The organism is Aeromonas sp. TS_SC_11, assembly GCF_057318915.1.
The window spans coordinates 4,483,337-4,507,877 of the sequence record NZ_CM170470.1 but is presented as its reverse complement, the minus strand read 5'-3'; the positions used below and the strand labels follow the sequence as shown (position 1 = coordinate 4,507,877).

At 62.2% G+C, this 24,541-nt stretch carries 9 protein-coding genes; 4 read left to right on the top strand and 5 right to left on the bottom strand.

The genetic code is table 11. The features are described from left to right. Positions 1-8: 8 nt before the first annotated feature. Entirely contained in the window at positions 9-977 is a 969-nt protein-coding gene (glk, locus tag AC1P02_RS20765; protein ID WP_113722011.1) for a glucokinase, read from the top strand. A gap of 362 nt (positions 978-1,339) precedes the next feature. Here glk and AC1P02_RS20760 read toward each other — a convergent pair whose 3' ends face one another. The 5 genes from AC1P02_RS20760 to AC1P02_RS20740 all read right to left on the bottom strand — a co-directional run bounded on the left by AC1P02_RS20760 (position 1,340) and on the right by AC1P02_RS20740 (position 9,157). After that, positions 1,340-2,725, bottom strand: a complete 1,386-nt coding sequence (locus AC1P02_RS20760) for an ATP-binding protein (protein WP_034523497.1) — start codon at positions 2,723-2,725, stop codon at positions 1,340-1,342. Continuing rightward, a complete protein-coding gene (locus AC1P02_RS20755; RefSeq protein ID WP_270687912.1) occupies positions 2,725-3,399 on the bottom strand; it encodes a response regulator in 675 nt (224 codons plus the stop codon). Before AC1P02_RS20755 ends, AC1P02_RS20760 begins: the two co-directional genes overlap by 1 nt. 129 nt (positions 3,400-3,528) lie before the next feature. After that, complete coding sequence (locus AC1P02_RS20750) at positions 3,529-5,706, bottom strand: type I secretion system permease/ATPase (protein ID WP_485183223.1); 2,178 nt, start codon at positions 5,704-5,706, stop codon at positions 3,529-3,531. Between the two features lie 2 nt (positions 5,707-5,708). Then, a complete protein-coding gene (locus AC1P02_RS20745; protein ID WP_282789935.1) occupies positions 5,709-7,073 on the bottom strand; it encodes an HlyD family type I secretion periplasmic adaptor subunit in 1,365 nt (454 codons plus the stop codon). Further along, positions 7,070-9,157: a peptidase domain-containing ABC transporter gene (locus AC1P02_RS20740; protein ID WP_485183220.1), complete on the bottom strand. Its 2,088-nt coding sequence runs from the start codon at positions 9,155-9,157 to the stop codon at positions 7,070-7,072. Before AC1P02_RS20740 ends, AC1P02_RS20745 begins: the two co-directional genes overlap by 4 nt. 379 nt (positions 9,158-9,536) lie before the next feature. On the opposite strand from AC1P02_RS20740, the gene rtxH reads away from it, so the two are divergent. From rtxH to rtxA, 3 genes are all read left to right on the top strand, one after another. Continuing rightward, positions 9,537-9,866 carry a protein RtxH gene (gene rtxH, locus AC1P02_RS20735; protein ID WP_241280350.1) on the top strand — a complete coding sequence of 110 codons (330 nt, stop codon included), beginning with the start codon at positions 9,537-9,539 and terminating at the stop codon, positions 9,864-9,866. A gap of 85 nt (positions 9,867-9,951) precedes the next feature. Continuing rightward, complete coding sequence (locus tag AC1P02_RS20730; RefSeq protein ID WP_269768382.1) at positions 9,952-10,347, top strand: protein-lysine palmitoyltransferase; 396 nt, start codon at positions 9,952-9,954, stop codon at positions 10,345-10,347. A 17-nt stretch (positions 10,348-10,364) separates the two neighbouring features. Then, on the top strand, positions 10,365-24,422 hold the full coding sequence (rtxA, locus tag AC1P02_RS20725) for an MARTX multifunctional-autoprocessing repeats-in-toxin holotoxin RtxA (protein WP_485183218.1): 14,058 nt from the start codon (positions 10,365-10,367) through the stop codon (positions 24,420-24,422). Positions 24,423-24,541: the final 119 nt, after the last annotated feature.

Below are 24,541 nucleotides of genomic sequence, written 5' to 3'. Positions count from 1 at the left end.
GTTATGTTATGCAGCATACCCATGCGCTGGTCGGTGACGTCGGTGGCACCAATGCACGGTTGGCCCTGTGCGAGCTGGCGACCGGCACCATTTCCCGGGCCAAGACCTATTCCGGGCTGGCCCATCCCAGCCTCGAAGCCGTGGTGCGCCTCTATCTGGACGAACACGATGCGCAGGTGAGCCAGGCTTGCATCGCCATCGCCTGCCCCATCAACGGCGACTGGGTCGCCATGACCAACCACAGCTGGGAGTTTTCCATCGGCGAGATGCAGGCCAATCTGGGCCTGACCCGCTTGCAGGTGATCAATGACTTTACCGCTGTCTCGATGGCGGTGCCCGTGCTGGCAGAAGCCGATCGCATCCAGCTGGGGGGCGGGGCCCCTGTGGCGGACAAACCCATCGCCATTTATGGGGCGGGGACCGGCCTTGGTGTCGCCCACCTGGTGCAGGCGGGCGAGCAATGGCTGAGCCTGCCGGGCGAAGGCGGTCACGTGGATTTTTCCGCCAACAGCGAAGAAGAGGATGCTGTGCTGCAGGTCATGCGCGCCGAGCTTGGTCATGTCTCGGCCGAGCGGCTGCTCTCCGGCCCCGGTCTGGTGAACATCTATCGCGGTCTGGTGAAGTCCGATGGGCGCGAGCCAGAGGCATTGGCCCCCAAAGACATCACTGAGCGGGCGCTGGCGGGGGATTGCCTGGATTGCCGCCGTACCTTGAGCCTGTTCTGTGTGCTGATGGGTCGCTTTGCCGGCAACCTGGCGCTCAACATGGGCACCTTCGGCGGCGTCTATATCGCAGGCGGCATCGTGCCGCGTTTTCAGGAGTTCTTTATTGGCTCGGGCTTTCGGGTGGCGTTTGAAGACAAGGGGCGTTTCAAATCCTATCTGAAGGATATCCCCGTCTTCCTCATTACTCACGAGGGGCCGGGTCTGCTCGGCGCCGGTGCCTATCTGCGCCAGTCGCTCGGCATCAAGTTGTAAGCAGAAACAGGGAGGGAATGCCAACTGCGTCATGGTTCAGCCTTGATTCAGTGACCATGGCATAAAGTGACCGCACGTACTCAAGAGGCCAGGGCTCCACAGGGAGTTGGAACTTGTCTTCATCCGCTGGGTACGTTTGTCACCTGACAAGCCTGAACTGTTTCACCGGCCTTTGAGGCCGGTTTTTTTTATCTTCTGATCTGCATCCTGCTTTTGTGTGTCGCTTCCTTGCTGATATGTGATCGATATGACGAGGGTTGCGGGTGTCTATCTGGGCATCAAGAGGAAGGCAACAGCAAGCACGCCTGCGAAGGGGCAGGCGTGCTGAATGGGCTGGCGTGAGGCGGCATGAGCCGAGTGACTTAAGGCAGGTCCAGGGTAAAGCGGGCGCCCCCCAGCGGGGACTCATCCACCATGATCTGGCCGCCGTAGCTGTGCACTATCTCGGTGACCACAGCCAGGCCTATGCCCTGGCCGGGTGAGCTGTCTGCTCTCACCCCGCGCTGGAAGATCTGTTGCGATCTGTCCGGGTCTATGCCGGGGCCATCGTCCTCAATCTCTATGCGCAGGCGATCCAGGCGGCGACTCACAGTGACCTGGATTTCGCTGATGGCGAACTTGAAGGCGTTATCCAGCAGGTTGCCCATCAGCTCCATCAGATCCCCCTGTTCACCGGCAAAGAAGACGTCGTCATCGAACTTGAAGCGGGTTTGCAGTTTCTTGTGGCGATAGACCTTGGCGAGGCTGGCCAGCAGCTTTTCGATGAGCGGCACCGGCTCTGTGCCCTTGCTGGCGAGGCGCTGGCGGCCGGTGACGGCGCGGCGCAGCTGGTACTGGATGATCTGATCCATGGTCAGGATCTGCTCATTGATGTTGTCGTGGATGTCGTGCCCCAGCTTGACCTCCTGCGCCGTTATCTGGATCAGGGCCAGCCGGGTTTTCAGGCTGTGGGCCAGATCGTTCAAGGCGTGCTGATAGCGCTGGCTCTGCTGGCGTTCGTTCTCCAGCAACTGGTTGACCGACTCGGTCAGTGGCGTCAGCTCCCGCTCGTAGTCATTGGAGAGTGCCTCTCGCTTGCCCGCCCTGATCTCGTCTATCTGGCGCGCCATGGTGCGCAAGGAGGTGAGGCTCCAGAAGCTGGTGAGCAGCAAGAGGGCACCGAGCAGTGAGTAGGCCAGCAGTGCCTGACGAATGCATTGGTAGAGGTAGTTGCGGGTCTGGGCCAGATAACGCTTGGCCGAATCGACCATCACCACATAGTAGGTGGTGGGGCCATCGCCGTGATTGCGCAGAAAACGCAGGCTGTAGATGAAGTAGCTCTCGCCGTTCTTGATGGTGTGGCGCTTGAAGAAGTAATCCTGATCCAGTCCGCCCAGGTAATTCATCAGATCCTGACAGATGGTGTCCCTGGCCTGGACCACCTCTGGCATGTGCAGGCTGGACCAGCTCAGCTGGCCATCCGCCCGGCAGATCAGGGTATCCAGATTGGGGTCGATGGCATCCGGCGTTATCTTGCCAAGATCGGTTGTGGAGTGGGGTTCCGGCAACTTGGAAGAGAACAGCTTGGAGAGGTTCTCCTGCATGCGGGTGCTGGCCTTCTGGGCCTGCTCTTCGGTGTGACCCAGATAGAGGATATAGACGGAGAAGGCCATGATGAGCGCTATGACCAGCATGGCGCTCAGCATCAGCTTGATGTGGAGCGAGCGCTGCAGCAGCTGCATGGGGCGTGACAACAAGCGAAGACCCATCAGTTGCACGAGAGGTTGAAGATGTAACCCTGGCGCCGGATGGTGGAGATGGGCTGTATGTTCCCCTCCGGGTCCAGCTTCTTGCGCAGTCGGCTCACCATCACCTCTATGGTGTTGGGATCACCCTCGCCATCGCCATAGAGCTGGTCCAGCAGTTGCTGCTTGGAGACCACCTGGCGGGCGTTGCGCATCAGGTACTCGAGGATCAGGTATTCAAAGCTGGTGAGCACCACAGGATCGCCGCCAATGGTCAGCTCCTTGCGGGAGAGATCCAGCTCATAGTCACCCGCCTTGACCCTGGGGGAGATGAAACCGGCGCTGCGGCGCACCAAGGCATTGAGGCGAGCCAGCAACTCATCCTTCTGGAAAGGCTTGACCAGATAGTCGTCCGCACCGGCCTCCAGTCCTTCCACCTTGTCCTGCCAGTTGCCCCGGGCGGTCAACACTATGATGGGGAAGGGGATCTGCCGCTCGCGCAACTGCCTGATGAGTTGCAGGCCGTCCATGTCCGGCAGCCCCAAGTCTATGATGGCTACGTCTATGGGATAATCGGTGGCGTAATGCAGGGCCACCTGGGCGTTGTCCGTGCTGTGGACCTGATTTTGGGCCTCGGTCAGCAGGGTAGCAAGGTGGTGATTGAGCAGCTTGTCGTCTTCGACCAACAATATTTTCATTAGGTGCGCGATCATGGGAATCCAGGCTGTCAATTAGAGGGTTTATGCCAGGGCGAGTCAATCCGGATCCTAGCAGGCGCGCCTGTATCGGGACTGAATCGGGGGGAACCTTTATTGACCTTTGAGTCACTAGCTGGGCGGGATTGCGGCTGACTCGGCCTGGTCTTCGGTTTGCTGACGCCACAATCGGGCATAGAGCCCCTGTTGTGCCAGCAGCTCATCATGGCTGCCGGACTCCACTATCTGCCCCTCATCCATTACCAGGATGCGGTCAGCATGGCGGAGTGTATTGAGGCGATGAGCGATGCTGATCAGGGTGCGGCCACGGCGAATGGCAGCCATGTTGGCCATGATGGCAGCCTCGGATTCGTAATCGAGGGCCGAGGTGGCCTCGTCGAGCAGCAGTATCCTGGGGTTGGCCAGCAGGGCGCGGGCCAGGGCGATGCGCTGGCGTTGCCCGCCAGACAGGCGGGCGCCTTTTTCTCCTACCTGTTGTCCAAAGCCTTGAGGCAGCTCGCGAATAAAGCCGAGCGCGCCGGCCAGCTGCGCCGCCTGTTCCACCTCGGCCTGGCTGGCATCGGGGCGACAGATGCGGATGTTGTCGGCGATCGAGCCACAAAACAAAATGCTCTCCTGCAGCACCACGCTCATGTTGCGGCGCAATGAGACAGGGTCGGCGATGGCGAGATCCATGTTGTCGACCAGTACCTGACCGTGCTGGGGTACGTAGAGCCGTTGCAGCAAGCGGGTAAGGGTGCTCTTGCCACAGCCGGAAGGGCCCGTGATGCCGATGAACTGCCCGGGTTCGATGGAGAGGGAGAGATTGGCCAGCACCTCGGGGGCATCCGGCTGGTAGCGAAAGCGGATGTGGCGAAATTCGATGGCCCCCTCGAGAGCGGGGACGGAGGCGAGCCCGCCATTGCCGTGTTCGGGCGCCTCGTCGAGTATGTCCCCCACCCGGCGCAGGGCGATCAGGGTGTGCTGAAAGTCCTGCCACACTTGGGCCAGCCGCAGCACCGGCTGGGTGACGTGGCCCGCCAGCATGTTGAAGGCCACCAGCTCCCCCGGACTCAGCCTGCCGTTCAGCACCTCGCCGACCCCGAGCCAGAGCAGCAGAGCGGCGGTGAGTTTTTGCACCAGATCTATGCCCTGTCCCGCGGCAAGCCCCACCTTTCTGGCCTGAAATCCCCGCCGCAACTGGCGCGCCAGCAGGCGTTGCCACTCCTGATAAAAGCGTGGCTCCGTGGCCGTGGTCTTGATGGTTTCGATGCCGGTGACCGCTTCGGTCAGGAAGCTGGTGGCATCGGCATCTGCCTGGTACTCGGCCTCGACCCGCTTGCGCACCAGAGGGCCAATCAGCAGCCACAGCAGAAAATAGATGAGCAAGGAGCCCAGCACGCAGCCGGTCAGCACGGGGGCGTAATGGAACATGACGCCGACAAACAGCAGGATGAATACTAGGTCCAGCACCAGCATCAGGGTGGAGCCCGTGAGGAACTGGCGGATCTGGGCCATCTCCTTGACCCGGGCGATAATCTGGCCGGTCTGGCGCGCCTTGAAATAGTCGATGGGCAGGCCGACCAGATGGCGATAGAGCTTGCCGGACAGCTCGGCGTTGACCTGGTTGGCCAGATGACCGAACACCTGGCCGCGCAGAAAGCTGTAGAGCGGCTCGGCGCAGGCCAGTGCCAGCATGGCCAGGGCCAGCACCTGCAGGCTGCCGAGGCTGCGCCCCACCAGCACCTTGTCGATGATGTTCTCAAACAGCAGCGGGCTGGCAAGGGCAATGAGCTGCAGCACGATGGCGAAGCAGAAGACGTCTCGCACCTGCTTCTGCTGGCGCAGTACCGCCGGGCTGAACCAGCCCAGCCCGAACTTGACCTCGGCCGGGGTGAGATCCTGCTGGGCCAGCAATAGATAGTGCCACTGTGCCGCCTGTGTGAGGTTCGGCAGCGGTTGCAGGCTGCTGGTGCCGGTCGCCGGATCAAACAGCTGCCAGCCCTCAGGCTCGATGGCTGTGATGGTGTACCAGCGCCCCTCCCGCTTGAGCAGGGCCGGCAGTGGCAGCGCCGCCAGCGGGCAGCCCGGCCCCTGTGACAGGGCGCTGCGCAGGCCGAGCCGGGCAGCGGCCTCGCGCACTGTCAGATCTTCCGGCGCCAGATCGCAACCCATGGCGTGGGCCAGTTGCCCGGCATCCGCGGCCATCATCAGCTGATGGGCCGCGTGGGCGAGGGCGGTGAGGGCGCCATTGGCGATGGGGGCTGGCTCGTTCACGGGGGACTCGAAGGTCGGCAAAGCCTGTGTCATTGTCATCGCTCCCGCAGTGCCTCGGCCTGGTATTCCCGGATCGGGCTCAGCAGGTAGTCGATCACCCGGCGCCTGTCCGTCTTGACCTCGGCCACCACCGACATGCCCGGGGTGAGCCGCACCGGCTGATTGTCTATCTGCATTTCGCCCCGGCTCAGCTTGACCCTGGCGGGAAAGACCAGCCCCAGTTGCTCATCCGTGGTGGCATCGCGCGACACGCTGACCAGCTCGCCGTCTATGGTGCCGTAACGGGTATAAGGAAAGGCATCCACCTTGATGCTGACCGTCTGCCCTTCGTGCACGAAGCCTATGTCCTTGTTGAGGATCTTCACCTCGGCGTACTGGACTCCCTCGTTGGGCACTATGACCAGCAACTGCTGGGCCGGCTGCACAACGGCGCCCTGGGTGTGGATGGCCAGCTGCTGCACAGTGCCCGCCACCGGGGCGCGAATGACTTCCAGGTGCTCCCGCTCGCTCAGCTTGGCGAGTTCCTGCTCGATGGCGGTCAGCTGCAGCTGGGCCTGCTGGCGTTTCTCGATCCACTCCCGCTGTTTCTGCGCCTTGAAGCCGGCCAGCCGCTCCTGCAGGCTCTGCTGCTGGGATTGCAGCACCTCGAGCTCGGCCCGCTGCTGGGCGAGCTGGCGCTGGGTTTCCAGCAGCTCCTTCTCCTGCTCCAGATACTCCACCCGTGAGATGGCCTGGGACCGACTCAGGGTCTGGCGCGCCTGCAGGCGGGGCCGGATGTTGGCCAGCAGGGTGGTGAGGGAGGCCATGTCTCCCCGTCGGGCGGCCTGATTGGCCTGATTGACCCCAAGCTCGGCCTGCAGGTTGTTGAGGGTGCTCTGGTATTCGTGCAGCTCGCTCTGGTGGTTCTCCGCCAGCGCCTGTTGCTGCGCCGGGGTGAGCCTGGCGTAGTCGGGGTGCTGGGTGACGGTTTCGTTGCCATAAAGCGCCTGATAACGGATCAGGGTCTGGTACTGGAATGCCTGTTGCTCGCGCAACCGGCTCAGATCCTGGCTGACCCCCAAAGTGTTGAGGGTCAGCAGCGGCGCGTTGGCGGCGACCGCCTGGCCATCTTCCACGTGAATGCCGATCACCCTGGCCTGCTCGTAGGACTGGATCATCTGGCTGCGGCCAAAGACCAACAGGCGCCCGCTGGCGGTGGCCTGGATGTCGAGCTGGCCCCAGCAGGCCCAGAGCAGGGTCAGCAACACACCGGCGCTCAGTGTGAGCGCCGTGATGCGGGCAAAGGGGGAGGGCGGCGTCTCGGCCAGCGCCAGATGGGCGGGCAGGAAGCCGTAGTGGGTCTCCTGCTGCCGGGCTGGACCGGGTCGGCGCCAGCGGTTCAGCCAGGTGCGCAGATTCATGGGGTCTCCTCGTGCAAGTCTTGTTGCAGCTGCCACAGGCGGGCGTAGTGCTGCCCCAGTGCCAGCAGGCTGGCGTGGTCGCCCTGCTCCACTATCTTGCCGCGCTGCAGGACTATGATGCGGTCGCAGTAGCGCACTGTGGAGAGGCGGTGGGCAATGGTGATGACGGTGCGGCCGCTGGCGATGTGGCGCATGTTGTGCTGGATCAGCGCCTGGGATTCGTCATCCAGGGCGCTGGTGGCCTCGTCAAAGATGAGGATCCTGGGATCGGCCAGCAGGGTGCGGGCGATGGCCAGCCGTTGGCGCTGGCCGCCGGAGAGCGAACTGCCCCCTTCCGCCAGCACAGTGTCGTAACCAAGGGGCAGCCGCAAAATGAAGTCGTGGGCGCCAGCCAGGGTAGCGGCTCGGATGATGTCGTCCAGGCTGGCGTGGGGCACCGACTGGGCTATGTTGTCGCGTACCGACTTGTTGAACAGGTGGTTTTCCTGCAATACCACCCCCATTTGCTGGCGCAGGTGGTGGAGGGGAATTTGCTGGATGGGCTGGCCATCGATGAGGATCTGCCCCTGCTCCGGCTGATAGAGCCGCAGCAGCAGGCTGGCCAGGGTGCTCTTGCCCGAGCCGGAGCCTCCGACAATCCCCAGCGTCTCGCCGGGCGCCAGGGCGAGGGAGAGATCGTCGATGATGAGGGGGGCATCCGGCTGATAGCGAAAATGTATCCGCTCGAGCACTATGGCGCCGGCGTGGATGCGGCCATCCCCATCGCGTTGATGTTCCGGGGGGAGGTTGAGCATGTCACCGAGTTTGTCTACCGCGATCCGGGTCTGGATGAACTGGCCCCACAACTCGACCAGGCGCGATAGCGGCTGCGCCACGTGACTGGCCATCATGTTGAAGGCGATGAGCTGGCCTATGGTGAGCTGCAGCGCGATCACCTCGCTGGCACCGAGCCAGAGCACTATGACTGTCACCAGTTTTTGCAGCCACATGACCCCGTGCTGGGAGGCATTGTTGAGTTGCTGTACCCGGTAGCCCGCTTCCACCATCTGGCGGGTCTGCTCATCCCAGCGCCGCACGAAACGCGGTTCCAGCGCCAGGCTTTTCAGGGTCTCGGCCCCGGCGACCGTCTCGTTCAAGAAAGCGGTATTGGTGGCCGCATGGCCGAATTGCTGCTCGACCGCCTGTTGCATGCGCGGCGTGATCCACCAGGCGATCAGCACATAGGCGGGAATGGAGAGCAGGATCACCAGGGTGAGCATGCCGGAGAGGCTGGCCATGACGGCCAGGAAGACAAACATGAACAGCACGTCCACCGTCAGGGTGAACAGGGTGCCGGTCAGAAATTCGCGGATGGTGTTGAGCTCCTGCACCCGGGTCACAATGGCGCCCACCTGGCGACTCTTGAAATAGAGCAGGGGCAGGGCAAACAGGTGCTGCACCATGCGCAGCCCGAGCTGGATATCGATCCGGTTGGCGGTGTGGGCATACTGGTATTCCCGCAGCCCTCGCAGACAGACCTCCACCAGGGCCGTGATCAGCAGCCCGAACACCAGCACATCCAGGGTTGCCCAGGCCTGATGCACCAGCACCTTGTCCATCACCACCTGAAAGAAGAGCGGTGAGATGAGCGCCAGGATCTGCAACACCAGTGAGAACAGCAGTATCTCGCCGAGCAGGCGTTTTTGCTGCAAGAAGGCGGGGATGAACCAGCGGATGTCGAAGCGACTCTGCCGTTTACCGACCTCGAGCAGACGGCCCTCCCAGCGTGCCAGCAGTTCGTCTTGTGCTATGACTTGCGGCTTGCCCACTGCCGGGTCCAGGATCAGCGCCTGCTCACCCTGGCGCTGGGCCAGCACGAACGCCTCGCCAGAGGGGCTCAGCAGTACCACCGGCAGGGCCAGTTTATCGAGTTTTCGAGGGGGGACATGACGCTGACGAATGCGGGTTCCTGTCTGTTGCTGTAGCGTATCGACAATATTGTCAAAGGTGTCGTCTGGCGTGGGTGCTATATCTTGAGAGGGACAACCCAGCATCCCGATAATAATATTGATACACGCTAAAACAGACTCTTCACTCGCCGTCATAATAATATCCGTTTGCCGCTGTGACACCCCTCCTGTTTATATGGGGCAAGGTGGCCTGTTGCAGGCAGGGCGCGCATACTAGCGAGCCATTATTTTACTGTCAAATATTACATTGGCTGACAAATCTCATAATAGAAGTGCTGGGTTGAGTACTGTGTCAGGCTAATCTTTGGATATGGACTTATTAACCTTGATGATTGAGTTGACATCTTTTTTGACGTATTTGCTCTATTTTTTAGGTCATTGTTTAATTGAACATGATAATAATTTCAAATATGGTAAATATAGTGAAATGCGAAATGTTAAGCCCATGTTGTCTTGCTTGGGTTGTTATTTTTAATTTTTGTTTTTCTTTATATTTATTGATAATGGAATTTATATGACAGAGCAGTTTGTACAGACAGTATCCAGCGTCAACTATAACAAGGGGATCTTCTCCCTCTATTTCGTTGGACAAGATCCGCTGAAGATGGCGCAAGGGGTCATGGCAGAAAGTGACAACGAGTTGGCGCTGAAACAGACGGTCCACATGCCTGCCGCTGGCTTTATGTATATGGTTTCAATGATAAAAAACATGCTTGAAGATCCGCGCATGGCCGCCGAGTTTGACAAGTTGATCGCCGCAGGCCTGATCCCGGCAGCCCCTTCTGACGAGCAGCAAATCGCACCGGCTGCCACAGCACAGGCCGCGCCGCGCAAGAAAAAATAATGTTCCGGTTGGGGATCCAATGAGCTTGGTATTGCAATCAACGGAACCGAACTGGCAACAAAATCAACATATGCTGGGGGGAGTCATGTTGCTGAGTCAGCACTCCTCCCTGCACCGGCGTTATTCCGTCGCCGAGTGGCAGCAGCGAATATTGCCTGCCTTCGAATTGAACCAGTTCAGCTATTATGAAGACTCACACGGGCGCCCGGTTGCATTTTGCAACTGGGCGTTTGTCTCTTTATCCATTCGTGACACCTTGCTGGCCGCCGAGCGGGAGCTGATCCGTGAGGATTGGCAATCTGGCGACCATATTTTTATTCCGGAGATGATAGCGCCATACGGACATGCCCGCGCCGTGGTGAGCGATCTGCGTCGCCGGATATTTCTGCCATGGAAAGGGCAGCGGGTCTGTACCGTGCGCGGTCATGTTCATGCCGAACTTGGCCATTGTGTGCGCAGGGTGCAGTGGTTTTCCATTTAATCATAATGAGCTAATACATGGGAAAGAGTGTATGGAGAAGTATTGAGTACTTCTTTACCGGTAATTACACGGCAGATGATGGCAATAATGACATCAATGCCTTTGGCTTCGGCGGCGTCATCCGTGCCTATGGCGGTGACGACACCATCAAGATCGGCTCCATTGGCGCCACCGTCTATACCGGCACGGGCAATGACAGCGTGTACGGCGGCGCCGCCTACCTCAAGGTGGTCGACGACTCCGGCAACCTGACCGTCAAGGGGGCAGCGGGCTACGCGGACATCAGCAAGTCCGAGTCAGGCAATATCCACTTTGCCGGCGCCAGCGGCGGCACCAATATCGATCACCAGGGGCGCGAGGGCGACATCCGCTATCAGGGGGCGGCTCTTGCCAACTTCCTGACCCGCAAGGGGATCAGTGGCAACGTCAGCTTCGAGGGGGCCGGGGGTTACAGTAAGCTCTGGCACCAGACTGACAGGGGCGATCTGACCTTCAGCGGTGCCGGGGCGGCCAACAAGATAGATCGTACCTGGCACAGCCAGTATCAGGGGTCGCACGGCAACATCAGCTTCCATGGTGCCGGCGCGGCCAACATCATCAGCTCCCTGGTGGAATCCGGCAACATATCCCTGAACGGGGCCGGCGCCTACAACAAGGTGTTTCGCAAGGGACGCGAGGGGGATATCGCCTTCAACGGCGCCGGCGGCTGGAACGAGATCTCCCGTCTGCGCCATGAGGATGATGCCTATCTGCAGACCCGTGGTGATATTCACTTCAACGGCGTCGGGGGTTACAACCGGCTGCTCTCCGATGTGGCCGAGGGCAATATTCACTTCAAGGGGGCCGGGGGGTACAACCACCTCTCCCGCAAGGGGTCTGGCAGCGACAGCTCGCCCTTTGCGGGCGCCCGTGCCGACGAGATAGTGCTGACCACGGCCACCATGGGCGGTAGCTGGATTCAAAAGTCCCAGGCGGTCACGGCCATCAAGTCGACCCTGCAACCCAATACCTACCTGTTTGCCTTCTTCGATGGCATGTACACCAAGATAAACCGGGTCGAACTCTCCAACGAGGGCGAGCAGGGTCCCCTGCGTTACCTCTCCACCTCCTGGTACAAGGAGGGTGATCACCTCGCCAGCCTGGCCAGCCGCCAGATCAATGAACAGCAAGGGTTTACCTCGACCCGGACCGACGGCGCTTATCGCCTGACGGATCTGGTGTTTGAACGGCGTCAGCGCATCACACTGCAGGCGGTGGAAGCGGATCTGACCGAAAACAGCTGGATCAACTACGGCGGTGGCGTGAGTGTGGCCGCCGCTGATGTCACCCTCTCCACGGCCAACATGAGTGGTCATGCCATCTATGAAGATGGCACCAAGGTTGCTGTCAGCGCGGTGAAATCCCGGGCGCAGGCCAACACCTATGTGTTTGCCAAGCAGCTTGGCCCCTACACCAAGATAGTGGTGGTGGAGCTGGCCAACGACAGGGAAACCGGTGCGCTCAAGTACCTGGCCAGGGCCTGGTACAAGGAGGGCAACCACATTGCCAGCCTGGCCGATCAGGTCATCTCGGAGCAGACGGGTTTCAGCGCCATGGGCACGGGGGGCTACTCCCTGAGCGAGGTGCACTACCAGCTCGACACAGTGACTGCGGTGTCGGATCGGCTGCCTGCCACCCGGGAGTTTGACTCCCAGCCGTTGCTCCCCCGCCAGCAAGGCGGCGGCAAGAGCAAGGGCGACATCTTCTTCGACGGCGCCGGTGGCGGCAACGTCATCGAGTCCGACGTGACCGAGGGCAACATCCACTTCAACGGCGCCGGGGCCGCCAACGTGCTGATCAAGCGCGGTCAGCGCGGCGATCTGGTGTTCCGTGGCGCGGGTCTTGCCAACGTGCTGGTACATCAGGGCGCGCAGGGAAAGATGGATGTCTATGCCGTTGGCGCGGCCAACGTGCTGGTACGCAGCGGGGACGGGGAGTATCTGGCCCGCCTGCTGGCCTATGGCAACATCTCGGTGCAGCAGGGGCGTGGCGACAGCCAGGTCGTGATGCTGGGCGGTTACAACACTCACACCCAGATCGGCGATGGCAATGGTCTCTGGCTGGCTGGTGGTGGGGCAAACGTGTTGACCCAGGCCGGTGAGGGGCAGCTCGATGCTATGCTGGTCGGCGGTGCCAACGTGCTGACCAAGCTGGGTGCCGGCCAGCTGACCGCCGGACTGCTGGGGGGCGCCAACGTGCTGACCCACATCAGCCAGGGGGACGAGGCTGCCGATACCCGCGCCGTGCTGCTGGGGGGCGCCAACGTGCTCACCAAGAAGGGCAACGGCAAGGTGCAGGCCATCCTGGGAGGCGGCGTGAATGTGCTGACCCAGATTGGCCGGGGTGATACCCAGGCGCTGCTGCTGGGGGCGGCCAACGTGCTGACCCGGGTCGGTGATGGCGATCTCTCTGCCGTGATGCTGGGGGCGGGCAACGTGCTGACCCATGTCGGCGATGGCGCCACCCTGGGGGTCATGGGTGCCGTTGGCAACCTGTTCACCAAGGTGGGTGACGGCACGGCCATTGCCGCCATGATAGGCGCGGGCAACCTGTTTACCCAGATAGGTCAGGGCGACGCCTGGGCCCTGATGGGCGGTGTGGCCAACGTCTTCACCAAGGTGGGGGATGGCAATGCCCTGGCGCTGATGGTGGCCAAGGCCAACGTCTTCACCCATGTCGGTGACGGCCTGACCGTCGCCCTGATGCTGGCCCAGGGCAACCTGGCGACCAAGGTGGGCAACGGCATGACGCTGGCTGCCATGGTGGGCAATGCCAACGTCTTCACCCATGTTGGTCTTGGTGAGGCCTTCGCCGCCATGCTGGGGCAGGCGAACCTGATGACCAAGGTGGGCGATGGCCTGACCGCTGCGCTGATGATTGGCAAGGCCAACATCTACAGCCACATCGGCAACGGCACCAGTCTGGGGTTGTTCGCCGGCGAGCTGAACGTGATGACCAAGGTGGGTGATGGCACCACCCTGGCGGCCCTGTTTGGCAAGGCCAACATAGTGACCCATGTGGGCAGCGGTCTGACCGGGGTACTGGCGCTGGGCAAAGCCAACATCATCACCAAGGTCGGGGATGACTTCCTCGGCGCAATTGCCAAGGCCGATGCCAACGTGTTGACCCACGTGGGCAATGGCACCACGGCCGCCGTGCTGTGGGGCAAGGGCAATCTGCTGACCAAGATAGGTGACGGCACCACAGTGGGCCTGCTTATCTCCGAGGTGGGCAACGTCATGACCCATGTCGGTGGCGGCAGCACCATAGGCCTGGCCAAGGGCCGCGCCAACCTGATCACCAAGGTGGGCGATGGCCTGGTGGTGCAGGGGGCCTGGGGGGATGTCAACCTGCTGACCCAGGTCGGTGACGGTGACCGTTACAGCTTCGCCAAGGGCCGCGCCAACGTGCTGACCAAGGTCGGCGATGGCCGCGAGCTGGCGGTGCTGCAAGGGGAGGCCAACCTGGTCACCCAGGTTGGTGACGGTGACAGTTACACAGGTGCCTGGGGTCGCGCCAACATCATCACCAAGGTGGGGGATGGCCGTCAGGTCGTGCTGGCCAAGGGGGATGCAAACATAGTCACCCAGGTGGGGGATGGCGAGAGCTACCAGGCCCTGCTCGGCAAGGCCAACGTCGTCACCCGGGTGGGAGACGGTATCCAGGTCACCCTCGCCAAGGGGGAGGTCAACCAGACCACCACAGTGGGGGATGGCCTGAGCGTCACCGCCGCCTACGGCAAGTTCAACAACAACATCAAGGTCGGCGATGGCACCTCCATCAACCTGGCCTGGGGTGATTACAACCTCAATACCAAGGTGGGGGACGGGCTCAACGTCGCCGTCATGAAGGGCAAGGGCAATGCCAATGTCCAGATCGGCGACGGGCTCGACGTCACGGCGGCCTATGCCCGCCACAACGTGGCCATCAAGATAGGCAACGGCGACTTCTACAGCCTGGCCATCGCCAGCAGCAACACCAGCAGCAACAAGCTCGGCACCCTGTTTGACAACATCAAGCAGACCCTGTTCGGTGCGGCAGGCAACCAGGTGATCAACTACCTGGTACAGGGCGATGAAGAGGGCCCGGTCAAGGCGCCACAAGCGGCCAGTTTGGGGGATGTACAGGCCCTGAGTGGCTTTGGTCTGGACGAGATTGGCGAGGTGAAATCCTCGCTGGCGAGCGGCCTGACCGGTCAGGTGAGCCAGACCGGCGAACGGGATGAGCAAGCCATGGACAAGGCGTTACAGCTCGATGAGCAAGGCCTGGCCAGAGGGGGCGAAAACCTCATCGTCAACGGCGATTTCGAACAGGGCGCCCACGGCTGGCAGCATGCCGGTGACGGGATCGAAGCAGATCATTCCGCCAGCGCCTACGGGCTGGCCACCGAGGGGCACGGCGCTCGCGTCAGCGAACTCTCTACCGACAGAAATACCCAAATCTCCCAGGATCTTGCCGGCCTCAAGGCGGGCGAGACTGTCACTCTGAACTTCGATTTTGCCCGTCGGGCCAACATCTCGCTGCAGCACGGCATCGAGGTACTGTGGAACGGCGAGCGTGTCTTTGCCAGCGAGGGCGACGCCGACAGCTGGCAGACCAAACAGTTGACCCTGACTGCCAGAGAGGGCCGCAATAGTCTGGCGTTCCGGGGCACGGGGGAGAACAACGGCCTTGGCTACCTCATCGACAACGTGGTCGCCACTGCGGCTGGCAAGGCCGAGATAGGCCAGGTGAGTACCCAGCTGGCGGAAGACGGCAGCGCCGCTCAGGCCAAAGCCGATCGGGCCAGTGCTGATGCCGACAAACAGCGGCTGGAGCAGGAGAAGGCGCAGCAGCTCGCCGCCATCTCGGGCGCTCAGGCCCAGCTGGACGCCACCGACGAGGGCAAGCTGGCCGAGAATGGTCAAGATCAGCGCGGCGTCATCGAGGCGGAAGCGCGCGACATGACGGCCCAGCTCGACACCCTGGCCCGCCAGTTTGAACAGCTCAAGCAGCCCGAAGCGGCCACCATCCCGTCCGGCCAGCACTGGCGCAATGGTTTTGCCGACCGCTTGTTGACCGATGCACAGGAAGATCTGGAAGAGGCCAGCGACAGGGCAGGCGAGGCGATCGCGGATGCCAAAACCCGCCGCGAGCAGCAGAACCGGCAGGTCGAGGCCGCCCTGGCCCAGTCCAAATCTGGCCAGCAGCGCAGCGAACAGTTGCAGGGCGAGGCCCTGGCGCAGGGGCAGAGCCGGACCGAGCAGGCCGAACAGCGTCGTCTCGACGCCCTGACCCGCGAGGCTGATGCCCGGCAGCGGCAGCAAGAGGGCGAGTCGAGCGCCAGCCAGGCACAGGCCGCAGGCGAGCAGGCCAGCAGCCAGGCCAGCCAGCAGGCAACACAGGCCAGGCAGAATGCGGCAAGCCTGAAACAAAGCGGCGACAAGCCGAGCCATCAGGGAGTGAATAACGGCCAGAGCCCGATGGCGGCACCGCGGTTGCCGCAGGCCGGTGAGCTTGATGTGCCGGATGCCAGCGGTCTGTCGACCGACGTCTCGGCCAGCGCCCAGCCATCGGGCATCGATGCCGCCAATGGCTTGAGCGAACAGGAGCAGTCCGCCCTCGATGGCGCCCTGGCTGCGGTCAACCGCCTGCAGATCAATGCCGGCATGCGTCGACCTGTTTCCCCGACCCCGACGGAGGTGAAGGGTGAAGAGCCAGCAGCAAGCGCTGCGGCCAAGCCGGTACAACGACATGAGGTGTTTACCACCACTGCTGTTGATTTGACCGGTTTGAACGGCCCTCGCACTGGCAGCAAGTCCGTGCCCGACTTCAACAGTCACTTCGATACCGCCTCCATTGGCATCGAAAACGAGCTGACGGGGCTGGTGGTTGCCTTGCCAAAGAACTCGGCCCAGAAGTTCGGTTATGTGCACGATGCGGCTGGCAAGCCGCTGTTCATGTTGACCAAAGACATGAATCAGGGGGGGTATACCAATCCGGCCGGGATCACCGATGTCAAAGGGATCAGTCAGTGGCAGACCCACACCATAGAGCTGGTGACCTATCCGAGCGAGATACAGGACAGCCAGGCGGTTGAAGCGCGCAAAGATGCCATGCTCTGGCTCGCCAGAGAGTTTACCCAGCACATCAGCCAGACCAACCACACCAAGCTGCCGGACCTGGTCAGCGAGGATGGCCGCTTCACGCTGGTCATCTCCAATGCCAACCACGTCATCGCCGCTGGCAATGGCGCCTCTCGTGACGGTCAGGGGCAGACCATCGGCATGACGCCGAGCGGTCAACAGGCGACCATGGCTGTGAGTGCGAAGGCGTTCGGTACCGGTTCGTCCCAGGAGATCCGTCTGCTGGAGTCGGCCCCCTGGTATCACGCCGAGTTGAAGGAGCTCTTCCTGTCAAACACGGCCAATGTGCCGTTGGAGGATGCGGCCACCGCGCAAAATGTCTTTGCCTATCTAACCTCCGTTTATGGCAAGACGGCCGACCTGGCACGGGAATATGGTCTCCATATCAATGACTGGGATCCTGTCTCGGAAGGGATCGCCCCCAATGCGCAGGGGCTGACAGATCCCAAGGTCAAGAATGCCTGGGAAATTCTGCCAAGAACCAAGCCCGTTGCCATGTTGGCACTGCTCAGCAGTCATGACAAAAAGGTCGTGTCGGATCAGATCCTGGCGACCCTGAAAGCGGCCTACTCGCCGGGGTTGGCACAGAACATTTATGACTACTTCAAGGTCGGCGGCGAAGTCGCGGGCCACGGCATCAACAATGCCACTACGGGTGACAGCAAACATCCCGAACCGGCGATCCTGTTCGAGTTTCGTCAGGTACCCAACGAGCTGAGCCAGTTTGTGCCCAAGTCAGAATCAACCGCCAGGGTGGAGGTGAAAACCCTCGACCAGTTCGACCCGGTCAGCCGGCGCACCATAGTGGCGGCAGTCAACAACCTGGTTGAGCAGAGCGCAGATTTTGACGGCTGGTATCAGGCGTATCGGGAGAGCCAGGGGCTCCCCCCCGTCAAGAATGCCAAGAAGGTCGCATCGGCCAACCACAAGGCCGAATGGGTGATGGCCAACCATGCCGAGGCGTGGAGCCAGCTCACTGCTGAGCATCTCCAGGATGACGCTGCAGGTCTGCAAGCCCTGGGTGACAAGAAATCGGGAGGCGATGCTTCTCGCGTGTTGGATATCGATGCGGCACCGGTAGACAGGCAGCCGCTCAATCCCCTGACCCGTTTCCTCAACGACAACCTGTATGGCACCCGTGATGAGCGCCGCCAGGTGGGCGACATCACCCGGCAGTTGCTCGACCATGCGGTGAGCAAAGGGGAGGCTGCACAAGTGACCCTGCAAGGGGACGCCGGCCGCCTGTCCGGTTACCTGCACAAGGGGACCGAACGGCAAGGGACGCAGGAGGATGGCAAGCCCGAGGTGGTGCTGTTCCTGCATGGCTCAGGCTCTTCTGCCGAGGAGCAGGCCGATGCCGTTCGCAGCCATTACCAGAAGCAGGGCATCGACATGCTGGCGGTCAACCTGCGTGGCTACGGTGCCAGCGATGGCGGCCCAAGCGAACAGGGGGTCTATCAGGATGCCCGCACCATGTTCCGCTATCTGGTGGAAGAGCGCGGTGTGGCACCCGGCAAGATCCTGATCCACGGCTACTCCATGGGCGGCCCCATCGCCGCCGATCTGGCCCGTTATGCCGCCGAGCAGGGCAAGCCGGTGGGCGCCCTCTTGCTCGATCGTCCCATGCCCAGCATGAGCAAGGCGATCACTGCCCATGAGCTGCCCAATCCGGGCGGTCTGGTCGGGGCGCTTGCCAAGGCGGTCAACGGCCGTTTCTCGGTAGAGAAAAACCTCGACGGCCTGCCCAAGAGTACGCCCATCATGCTGCTGACCGACAACGAAGGGCTTGGCAGCGAGGGTGAAAAACTGCGGGCCAAGCTGGCCGTGGCCGGGTATCAGGTCAGCGGTGAGCAGACCTTCTATGGCCATCTGGCCAGCAACCGCTTGATGGGCCAATATGCCGAGCAGATAGTCGGCGATCTGTTCAACCGCAGTCAGTCAGAGGCGGGTGCCGAGGCGCCGCTCAAGGGCATCGAGGGCATCAAGCGCGATCTCAAGCGCTACCAGGAGGCGCTCGCCCCACAGGTGGGCAGCAACGGCGTGGCCAAGGATATACGTACCACCAAGGCGTTCCTCGCGGGTTACCAGCAGGGGCTGGCCGGCAAGGTGGTTGACGGCTTCCAGCCCGACATGAGCATGACCCAGCTTGTCGATCTGTTCGTCCAGCCGACCCTGACGCCACAGCAGCAGGGGGCGCTCGCCTGGGAGATCGAGAACCGGGCGCTCAAGAGCACCATCAAACCCAAGGTTGAACAGTTCAACCGCCTGTTCCGTGACGTGGCCTCGCAAGGGGGCGCAGATCCGCTGGCAAGGGAGCATCTGGCTCCCCAGTTGCTGTTGCTGAACCTGGCGGATGACGGCTTCGGTGGCCGCTGCGATCCCCTCTCCAAACTGGTGCTGGTCGCCAAGCAGCTGGAGAGCGAGGGGCAGCCGGATCTGGCGCGGCGCATGATGGAGAAGCTCTACTCTGCGGCCGCCGTCATCAACAATCCGGATCGCTACTCAGCCGCCGAGCTGGACAACGCCCGCAAGCTGGTGGGCAGTCTGGCCGAGATCCACAACAACACGCCGGCGTCCTACAACTACGACAGCCTGCGCAGCATCAAGTACGACATCGTCAAGGATAAGTGGGAAGGCAAGAGCGCCATCTCGCTCGATAGCGTGCTCGGCAAGCTGACCGCCAAGGGGAACGCCGCCCCCGTCTTGCTGGAGCTGGACGCACCGGGCCACGCCATGGCCGCCTGGTCCAAGCAGGGTGAGTCGGGCCGAGTCTACGGTTTCTACGATCCCAATGTGGGCATAGTCGAGTTCTCCTCCGCCGAGAAATTCAGTCGTTACATGACCCGCTTCTTTGGCAAGGAGGGGCTCGACATGGCGAACGGCTACCACCTGACGCCGGGAGCGGATGGCAAGCCGCTGTTCTTCCGGGTGACCGAGATGAACGGGGACGCGCTTGCCCGCTTCAAGCCGTCCAAGGATCTTGCCAACAAGGTCACGCTGCAGGAGATCCTGCAGTTGCCGGTATTTGACGAGAGCCCGATGGCGGGGCTGCCGGGCAAAGTGATGACGCAGGAGCGGGCAACCAGCCTGTTTGCCGATGCCTACAGCCCGGATGAGCTGAAAAAAGCCGCCCAGGTATTTGCCAAGCCCATTGGCGAGTCTTATCAGGGGATCCTGGATCAGCTCGCCGTGCTGCACGGCGCCACCGGGCAGGCGCAGGTGGAGGCCGCATTGCGGCTGAACAAGCTGATCGACGACTACCAGACCAGGCACGAAGGCTCCGGCAGAAACCCGGCGCTGAGCAAGCTGCAGAGCCAGCTCAACGGCGGGCTCTATCGCGGTGAGCTGGCGTCGCTGCAAGCCGATGTCGCGACACTGGCCAAGAGTCGCCCCGATCTGGCAGCCCTCGTCATCGGCAAGGCTGCCGAGGAGGCGAATGGCAAGCATCCGGGTCTCACCCAGATGTTGCTGCGCTGGGTGGCACAAGATCCCTATCTGGCGGCCAAGGGGGGATACCAGGGGCAAGCGCCTGCGGATCTGCCGTTTGATGCCAGCTTCCATGTCGCGCTCGGCGAGCAGTATGGCGAGCTGAAGACGTGGCTGGCAGATGCCCAGTCGAAGGGGCTGCTGAGCAAGGCCGTGCTGGACGAGACCGGCAAGGTGCTGCACCTGGGCTACTCCTATCAGGAGTTGCAGGACATGACGGGGGATCAGTCTGCCCAGATGACTGTCTACTTCATCAAGGAGGCAGCCAAGCAGGCGGCGCCCGGCTCCGAGCTCTCTGCCGAGATGATCATGCTGGACAAGTTTGCCGACCGCCGCTATCTCGGCGAGCTGGAGTCACGCCGCATCGAGCAGGTTGAGAATATCTATCACAGCAGCAAGCAGACAGACATAGCGGCCTGGGATGCCCGCTATGCCGGGAACGCCCTGCGGGATCTGAACGATCAGGTGGCGCAGGAGAGCACGCTGACGGGACAATTGTCACGCCTGCTGGAGAACCGCAACGGCCTGCTGATCGGGGAAACCCATGGCAGCGACGTGAATGGTCTGCGCTTCGTCCACGAGCAGATGGATGCCCTCAAGGCGCAGGGGGTGACCGTCATCGGTCTGGAGCACCTGCGCGGCGAGCTGGCGCAGCCGCTGATAGACCGCTATCTGGCGGGGGGAGACATGTCTCCCGAGCTGGCAACCATGCTGAAAACCAAGCATCTGGATCCCTCCCTGTTCGAGCGAGCGCGTGAGAAAGGGCTGCGGATTGTGGCGCTGGACGACGGCAGTACGGCAAGACCCGCGATTGCCGGGACTGAGCACGGCCTCATGTATCGCGCCGGGGCGGCCAACAACGTCGCCGTCGACGTGCTGGGCAAGTTGCCGGCTGGCGAGAAGTTTGTCGCCATCTACGGCAGCGCGCACCTTGCCTCTCACAAGGGGATCGAAGGCTTTGTGCCGGGCATTACCCACCGTCTGGGGCTGCCCGCCCTGAAGGTGGATGCGGACAACCGCTTCCGCCTGCAGGAGGATGACGCCAGCCAGCGGGTCGAGTACGGCGATGTCGCCAGGAAATGGACGCCGGTGGCGGGCCTGGACGGTGCGGATCAGCCGGTACGCAACCAGCAGGTTACCCAGTGGCAGCAGCCTGAGGTGACACAGGGCCGCCAGGGGGGCGAGACCCGCTTCGATGGCCAGATCATCATCCAGACCGAAGATGATCCGGTTGCCACCAAAGCGGCGGCCAGTCTGGCGGGCAAGCACCCCGATCGCAGCCTGGTGGTGCAGCTGGATGCGGATGGCAACTATCGGGTGGTGTATGGCGATCCTGCTCAGCTGGCTGGCAATATTCGCTGGCAGGTGGTGGGTCACGGTCGTGACGGTGACGAGCAGAACAACAGCCGACTCAGTGGCTACAGTGCCGATGAGCTGGCCGGGCGTCTGCGCCGGTTCGGCGAGCGCCTGCAAGAGGCGGGTGTGGCGAGCAAGCCGAGCTACGTCAGCCTGGTGGGGTGCTCCCTGGTGAGCGACGACCAGCAGACAGGGTTTGCGAGCCGCTTCATCAAGGCATTGAAAAACGAGGGGATCAGTGCCCAGGTATCGGCCCGCAGCAGCGAGGTGGCGGTCGATCTGGCTGGTCGCAAGCACACCCGTGGTGAAGATGATGTCTGGGCCCGCAAGGTGGCCGGCAACAAGGTGGTGCTGACCCTCAACGAAGCCGGCGAGCCTGTGGCGCACACCGAGCTGGTGCGCGGCGGCGTGGCCGAAGGGGATATCGATCTGGCCAACGTGGGCCGGGGTGACGGCGAGAGTCGTGCCCGCGGCGCCATCGCCGACAACGACGAGACCTTCGTTGCCCCCGAAAAACAGCGCCAGTCCGAGCCTGCCGCTGGAGAGGCCGACAATGCCGTCAGCTACTCCGGCAACATTCAGGTCAACGTGGGGGATGGCGAATTTACCGCCATCAACTGGGGTACCAGCAACCTGGGTGTCAAAGTGGGTACGGGGGGCATGAAGTCACTGGCCTTCGGCGACAACAACGTCATGGTGCACATCGGGGATGGCGACAGCAAACACAGCCTGGACATCGCCGGTTACCGGGCGTTGGAGGGGGCCCAGCTGTTCGTGGGCCAACGCAACGTCAGCTTCAACCAGGGGCGCAGCAACGATCTCATCGTGATGCTGGAGAAATCCATCCCCACGCCGCCCATGGTCAACCCCTTTGGTGGGGCGGCCCGTATCGCCGGTGCCCTGCAGCAGATAGCCGGTGACGGCTTTCAGCCGAACTGGGTTTCCAGCCAGTGGGAGCAGTGGACCCTGGCTGGGGCCAACAAGTTCGTGGCGGACATGGCCGGGCTGGATCAGACCAGCAGCGTCAAGTACGGCTCGCTCACGGCTCTGGACAGCGACCATGAGCGCAGCAGTCGCGGCCTCAAGAGCGATCTGGAAGCGACCCTCAACAAGGCGTTCAACCAGCACGTCTTGGGCGGCGGTCAGGGTGAAAAGGGACCTCTGAGCCGGGCGGACAAGCTGCGCCAGGCCAACGAGAAGCTAGCATTCAACTTCGCGGTTGCCGGGCAGGGGGCCGATATCCAGGTCACCACGGGCAACTGGAACTTTGTGTTTGGTGACAACATCCAGGCGATGCTGGACACCAACCTGGGTTCCTTGTTCGGCATCCTGACCCAGGAGTTCACGTCGACCGGGCAGGCCAAGACCACCTTTACCTTCACTCCGACCGATCTGCCGCGCCAGCTGCAAAACCGGCTGCTGGGCCGACTGGCCGGGGTCGGTGCCGACACCACGCTGGCAGATATCTTCGGCGTGGATTACAACGCCCGGGGTCAGCTGGTGGCGCGCGATGGCGCGGCCATCGATGCGCCTGCGCTGTTGCAGGAGATGCTGGGGGTCATCGCCGAATTTGGTGGCGATCAGCTCAAGAGCCTGACCGATCCTGCCAAGTGGCTCGACAGCCTCAAGGCCGGGCTGGATCTGGGCACAGATGCCCTCGGCGATTTTGCCCGCACCCACGGCTTGCAGGAGGCGGCCCCCGAAGAGGCCAAACCCGGTGAGGTGTCGGTGCAGCAGGGGGAAGGCTCTGCCAAGGCCGCTACCCAGCCGGCCGCCGCACAGGAGAAGGCGTTCGGTTTCAACGCCCTGAGCCTGCCCAACCTGTTTGCGGCCCTGTTCAACGGCGACAAGCAGGCGGAGATCAAGGCGCTGGCCAGCAACCTCAAGCAGAACCTGACGGCCGATCTGCTCAACATGAAGGAGCAGACCTTCGACTTCCTGCGCAACAGTGGTCACCTGCAGGGGGATGGCGACATGCACGTCTCCCTTGGCAACTACAACTTCAACTGGGGGGGAGACGGCAAGGATCTGGGGGCTTACCTCGGCGACAACAACAACTTCTGGGGTGGTCGCGGGGACGATGTCTTCTATGCCACCGGTACCTCCAACATCTTCACCGGCGGTACCGGTCAGGACACTGGCATCATGATGGGACGGGAGAACATGATGTTTGGCGGGCAGGGTGACGATGTCGCCGTGCTGGCCGGCCGTGTCAACCGCGCCTTCATGGGCGAGGGCAACGATCAGGCCTTCATCTTCGGTGAAGAGGGGATAGTGGAAGGGGGCGCTGGCCAGGATTATCTGGTCACCTCCGGCAACTACAACCAGATCGATGCCGGCGCGGATCAGGACTTTGCGGTGACCATAGGCCATCACAACCAGATCCGGTTGGGTGAGGGGGATGACGTTGCCATTGTGTTTGGCAACCACAACCGCCTGCTGGCGGAGCATGGCAACAATCAGGTCAAGCTGATGGGTTATCACGCCAGCATCCGGGGCGGTGACGGCCGGGATCGGCTGATCGCCGACCGGGTCGCCAAGTTCAGCCAGCTTGATGGCGGGGACGGCGATGACCTGCTGGTGCTGGGGGGTTATCAGAACCGCTTCAGTGGCGGCACCGGCGTCGACAGCTTCGTGTTCAGTGGCGAGGTGATAGAGAATCTGGTGCAGGACATCGGCAAGGAGGACTTCATCGTCTTCAACGACGTCAGCTGGCGGGATCTCTGGTTCAAGCGCAGCGGCTACGACTTGCAACTGCTGGTCAACCGTCACACCGACGGGGCGAGCGAGCAGGGCAAGTTCGAGCAACTGGGCAGCGCCACCTTCAGCAACTACTTTGCCGACAACCGGGCCCAGCTGGTCATAGGTCTTGGCGAGCAGCAGGCAGAGGGCGAGCGCGCCTACACGGCGCTCTCTCACCATGCGGTCGACAGCCTGATCCAGGCCATGAGCAGCTTCGCCCCCGAAGCGGGCGACATGGGACTGATCAATCGCCTCGACAGTCAGGCCAACAGCCTGGTGCAGTCTGCCTGGGGGGATGTGATACAGGGTCGGGCGCACGTCGCCTGAGCGACCTGAAGCCAACTCAATGACATGCAAAACCTGCTCTTCGGAGCAGGTTTTTTTATGGGAAAACGGTGGGCGTGAGCCTCCTTGGTGGTGCGTGACGACGGGAAAGCGCGCCTTGG

What these genes read in the sequence shown, in the direction of transcription:
- glk (WP_113722011.1), top strand. Translation starts at nt 9, where the DNA reads ATGCAGCATACCCATGCGCTGGTCGGTGACGTCGGTGGCACCAATGCA.
- AC1P02_RS20760 (WP_034523497.1), bottom strand. Translation starts at nt 2,725, where the DNA reads ATGGGTCTTCGCTTGTTGTCACGCCCCATGCAGCTGCTGCAGCGCTCG.
- AC1P02_RS20755 (WP_270687912.1), bottom strand. Translation starts at nt 3,399, where the DNA reads ATGAAAATATTGTTGGTCGAAGACGACAAGCTGCTCAATCACCACCTT.
- AC1P02_RS20750 (WP_485183223.1), bottom strand. Translation starts at nt 5,706, where the DNA reads ATGACACAGGCTTTGCCGACCTTCGAGTCCCCCGTGAACGAGCCAGCC.
- AC1P02_RS20745 (WP_282789935.1), bottom strand. Translation starts at nt 7,073, where the DNA reads ATGAATCTGCGCACCTGGCTGAACCGCTGGCGCCGACCCGGTCCAGCC.
- AC1P02_RS20740 (WP_485183220.1), bottom strand. Translation starts at nt 9,157, where the DNA reads ATGACGGCGAGTGAAGAGTCTGTTTTAGCGTGTATCAATATTATTATC.
- rtxH (WP_241280350.1), top strand. Translation starts at nt 9,537, where the DNA reads ATGACAGAGCAGTTTGTACAGACAGTATCCAGCGTCAACTATAACAAG.
- AC1P02_RS20730 (WP_269768382.1), top strand. Translation starts at nt 9,952, where the DNA reads ATGTTGCTGAGTCAGCACTCCTCCCTGCACCGGCGTTATTCCGTCGCC.
- rtxA (WP_485183218.1), top strand. Translation starts at nt 10,365, where the DNA reads ATGGGAAAGAGTGTATGGAGAAGTATTGAGTACTTCTTTACCGGTAAT.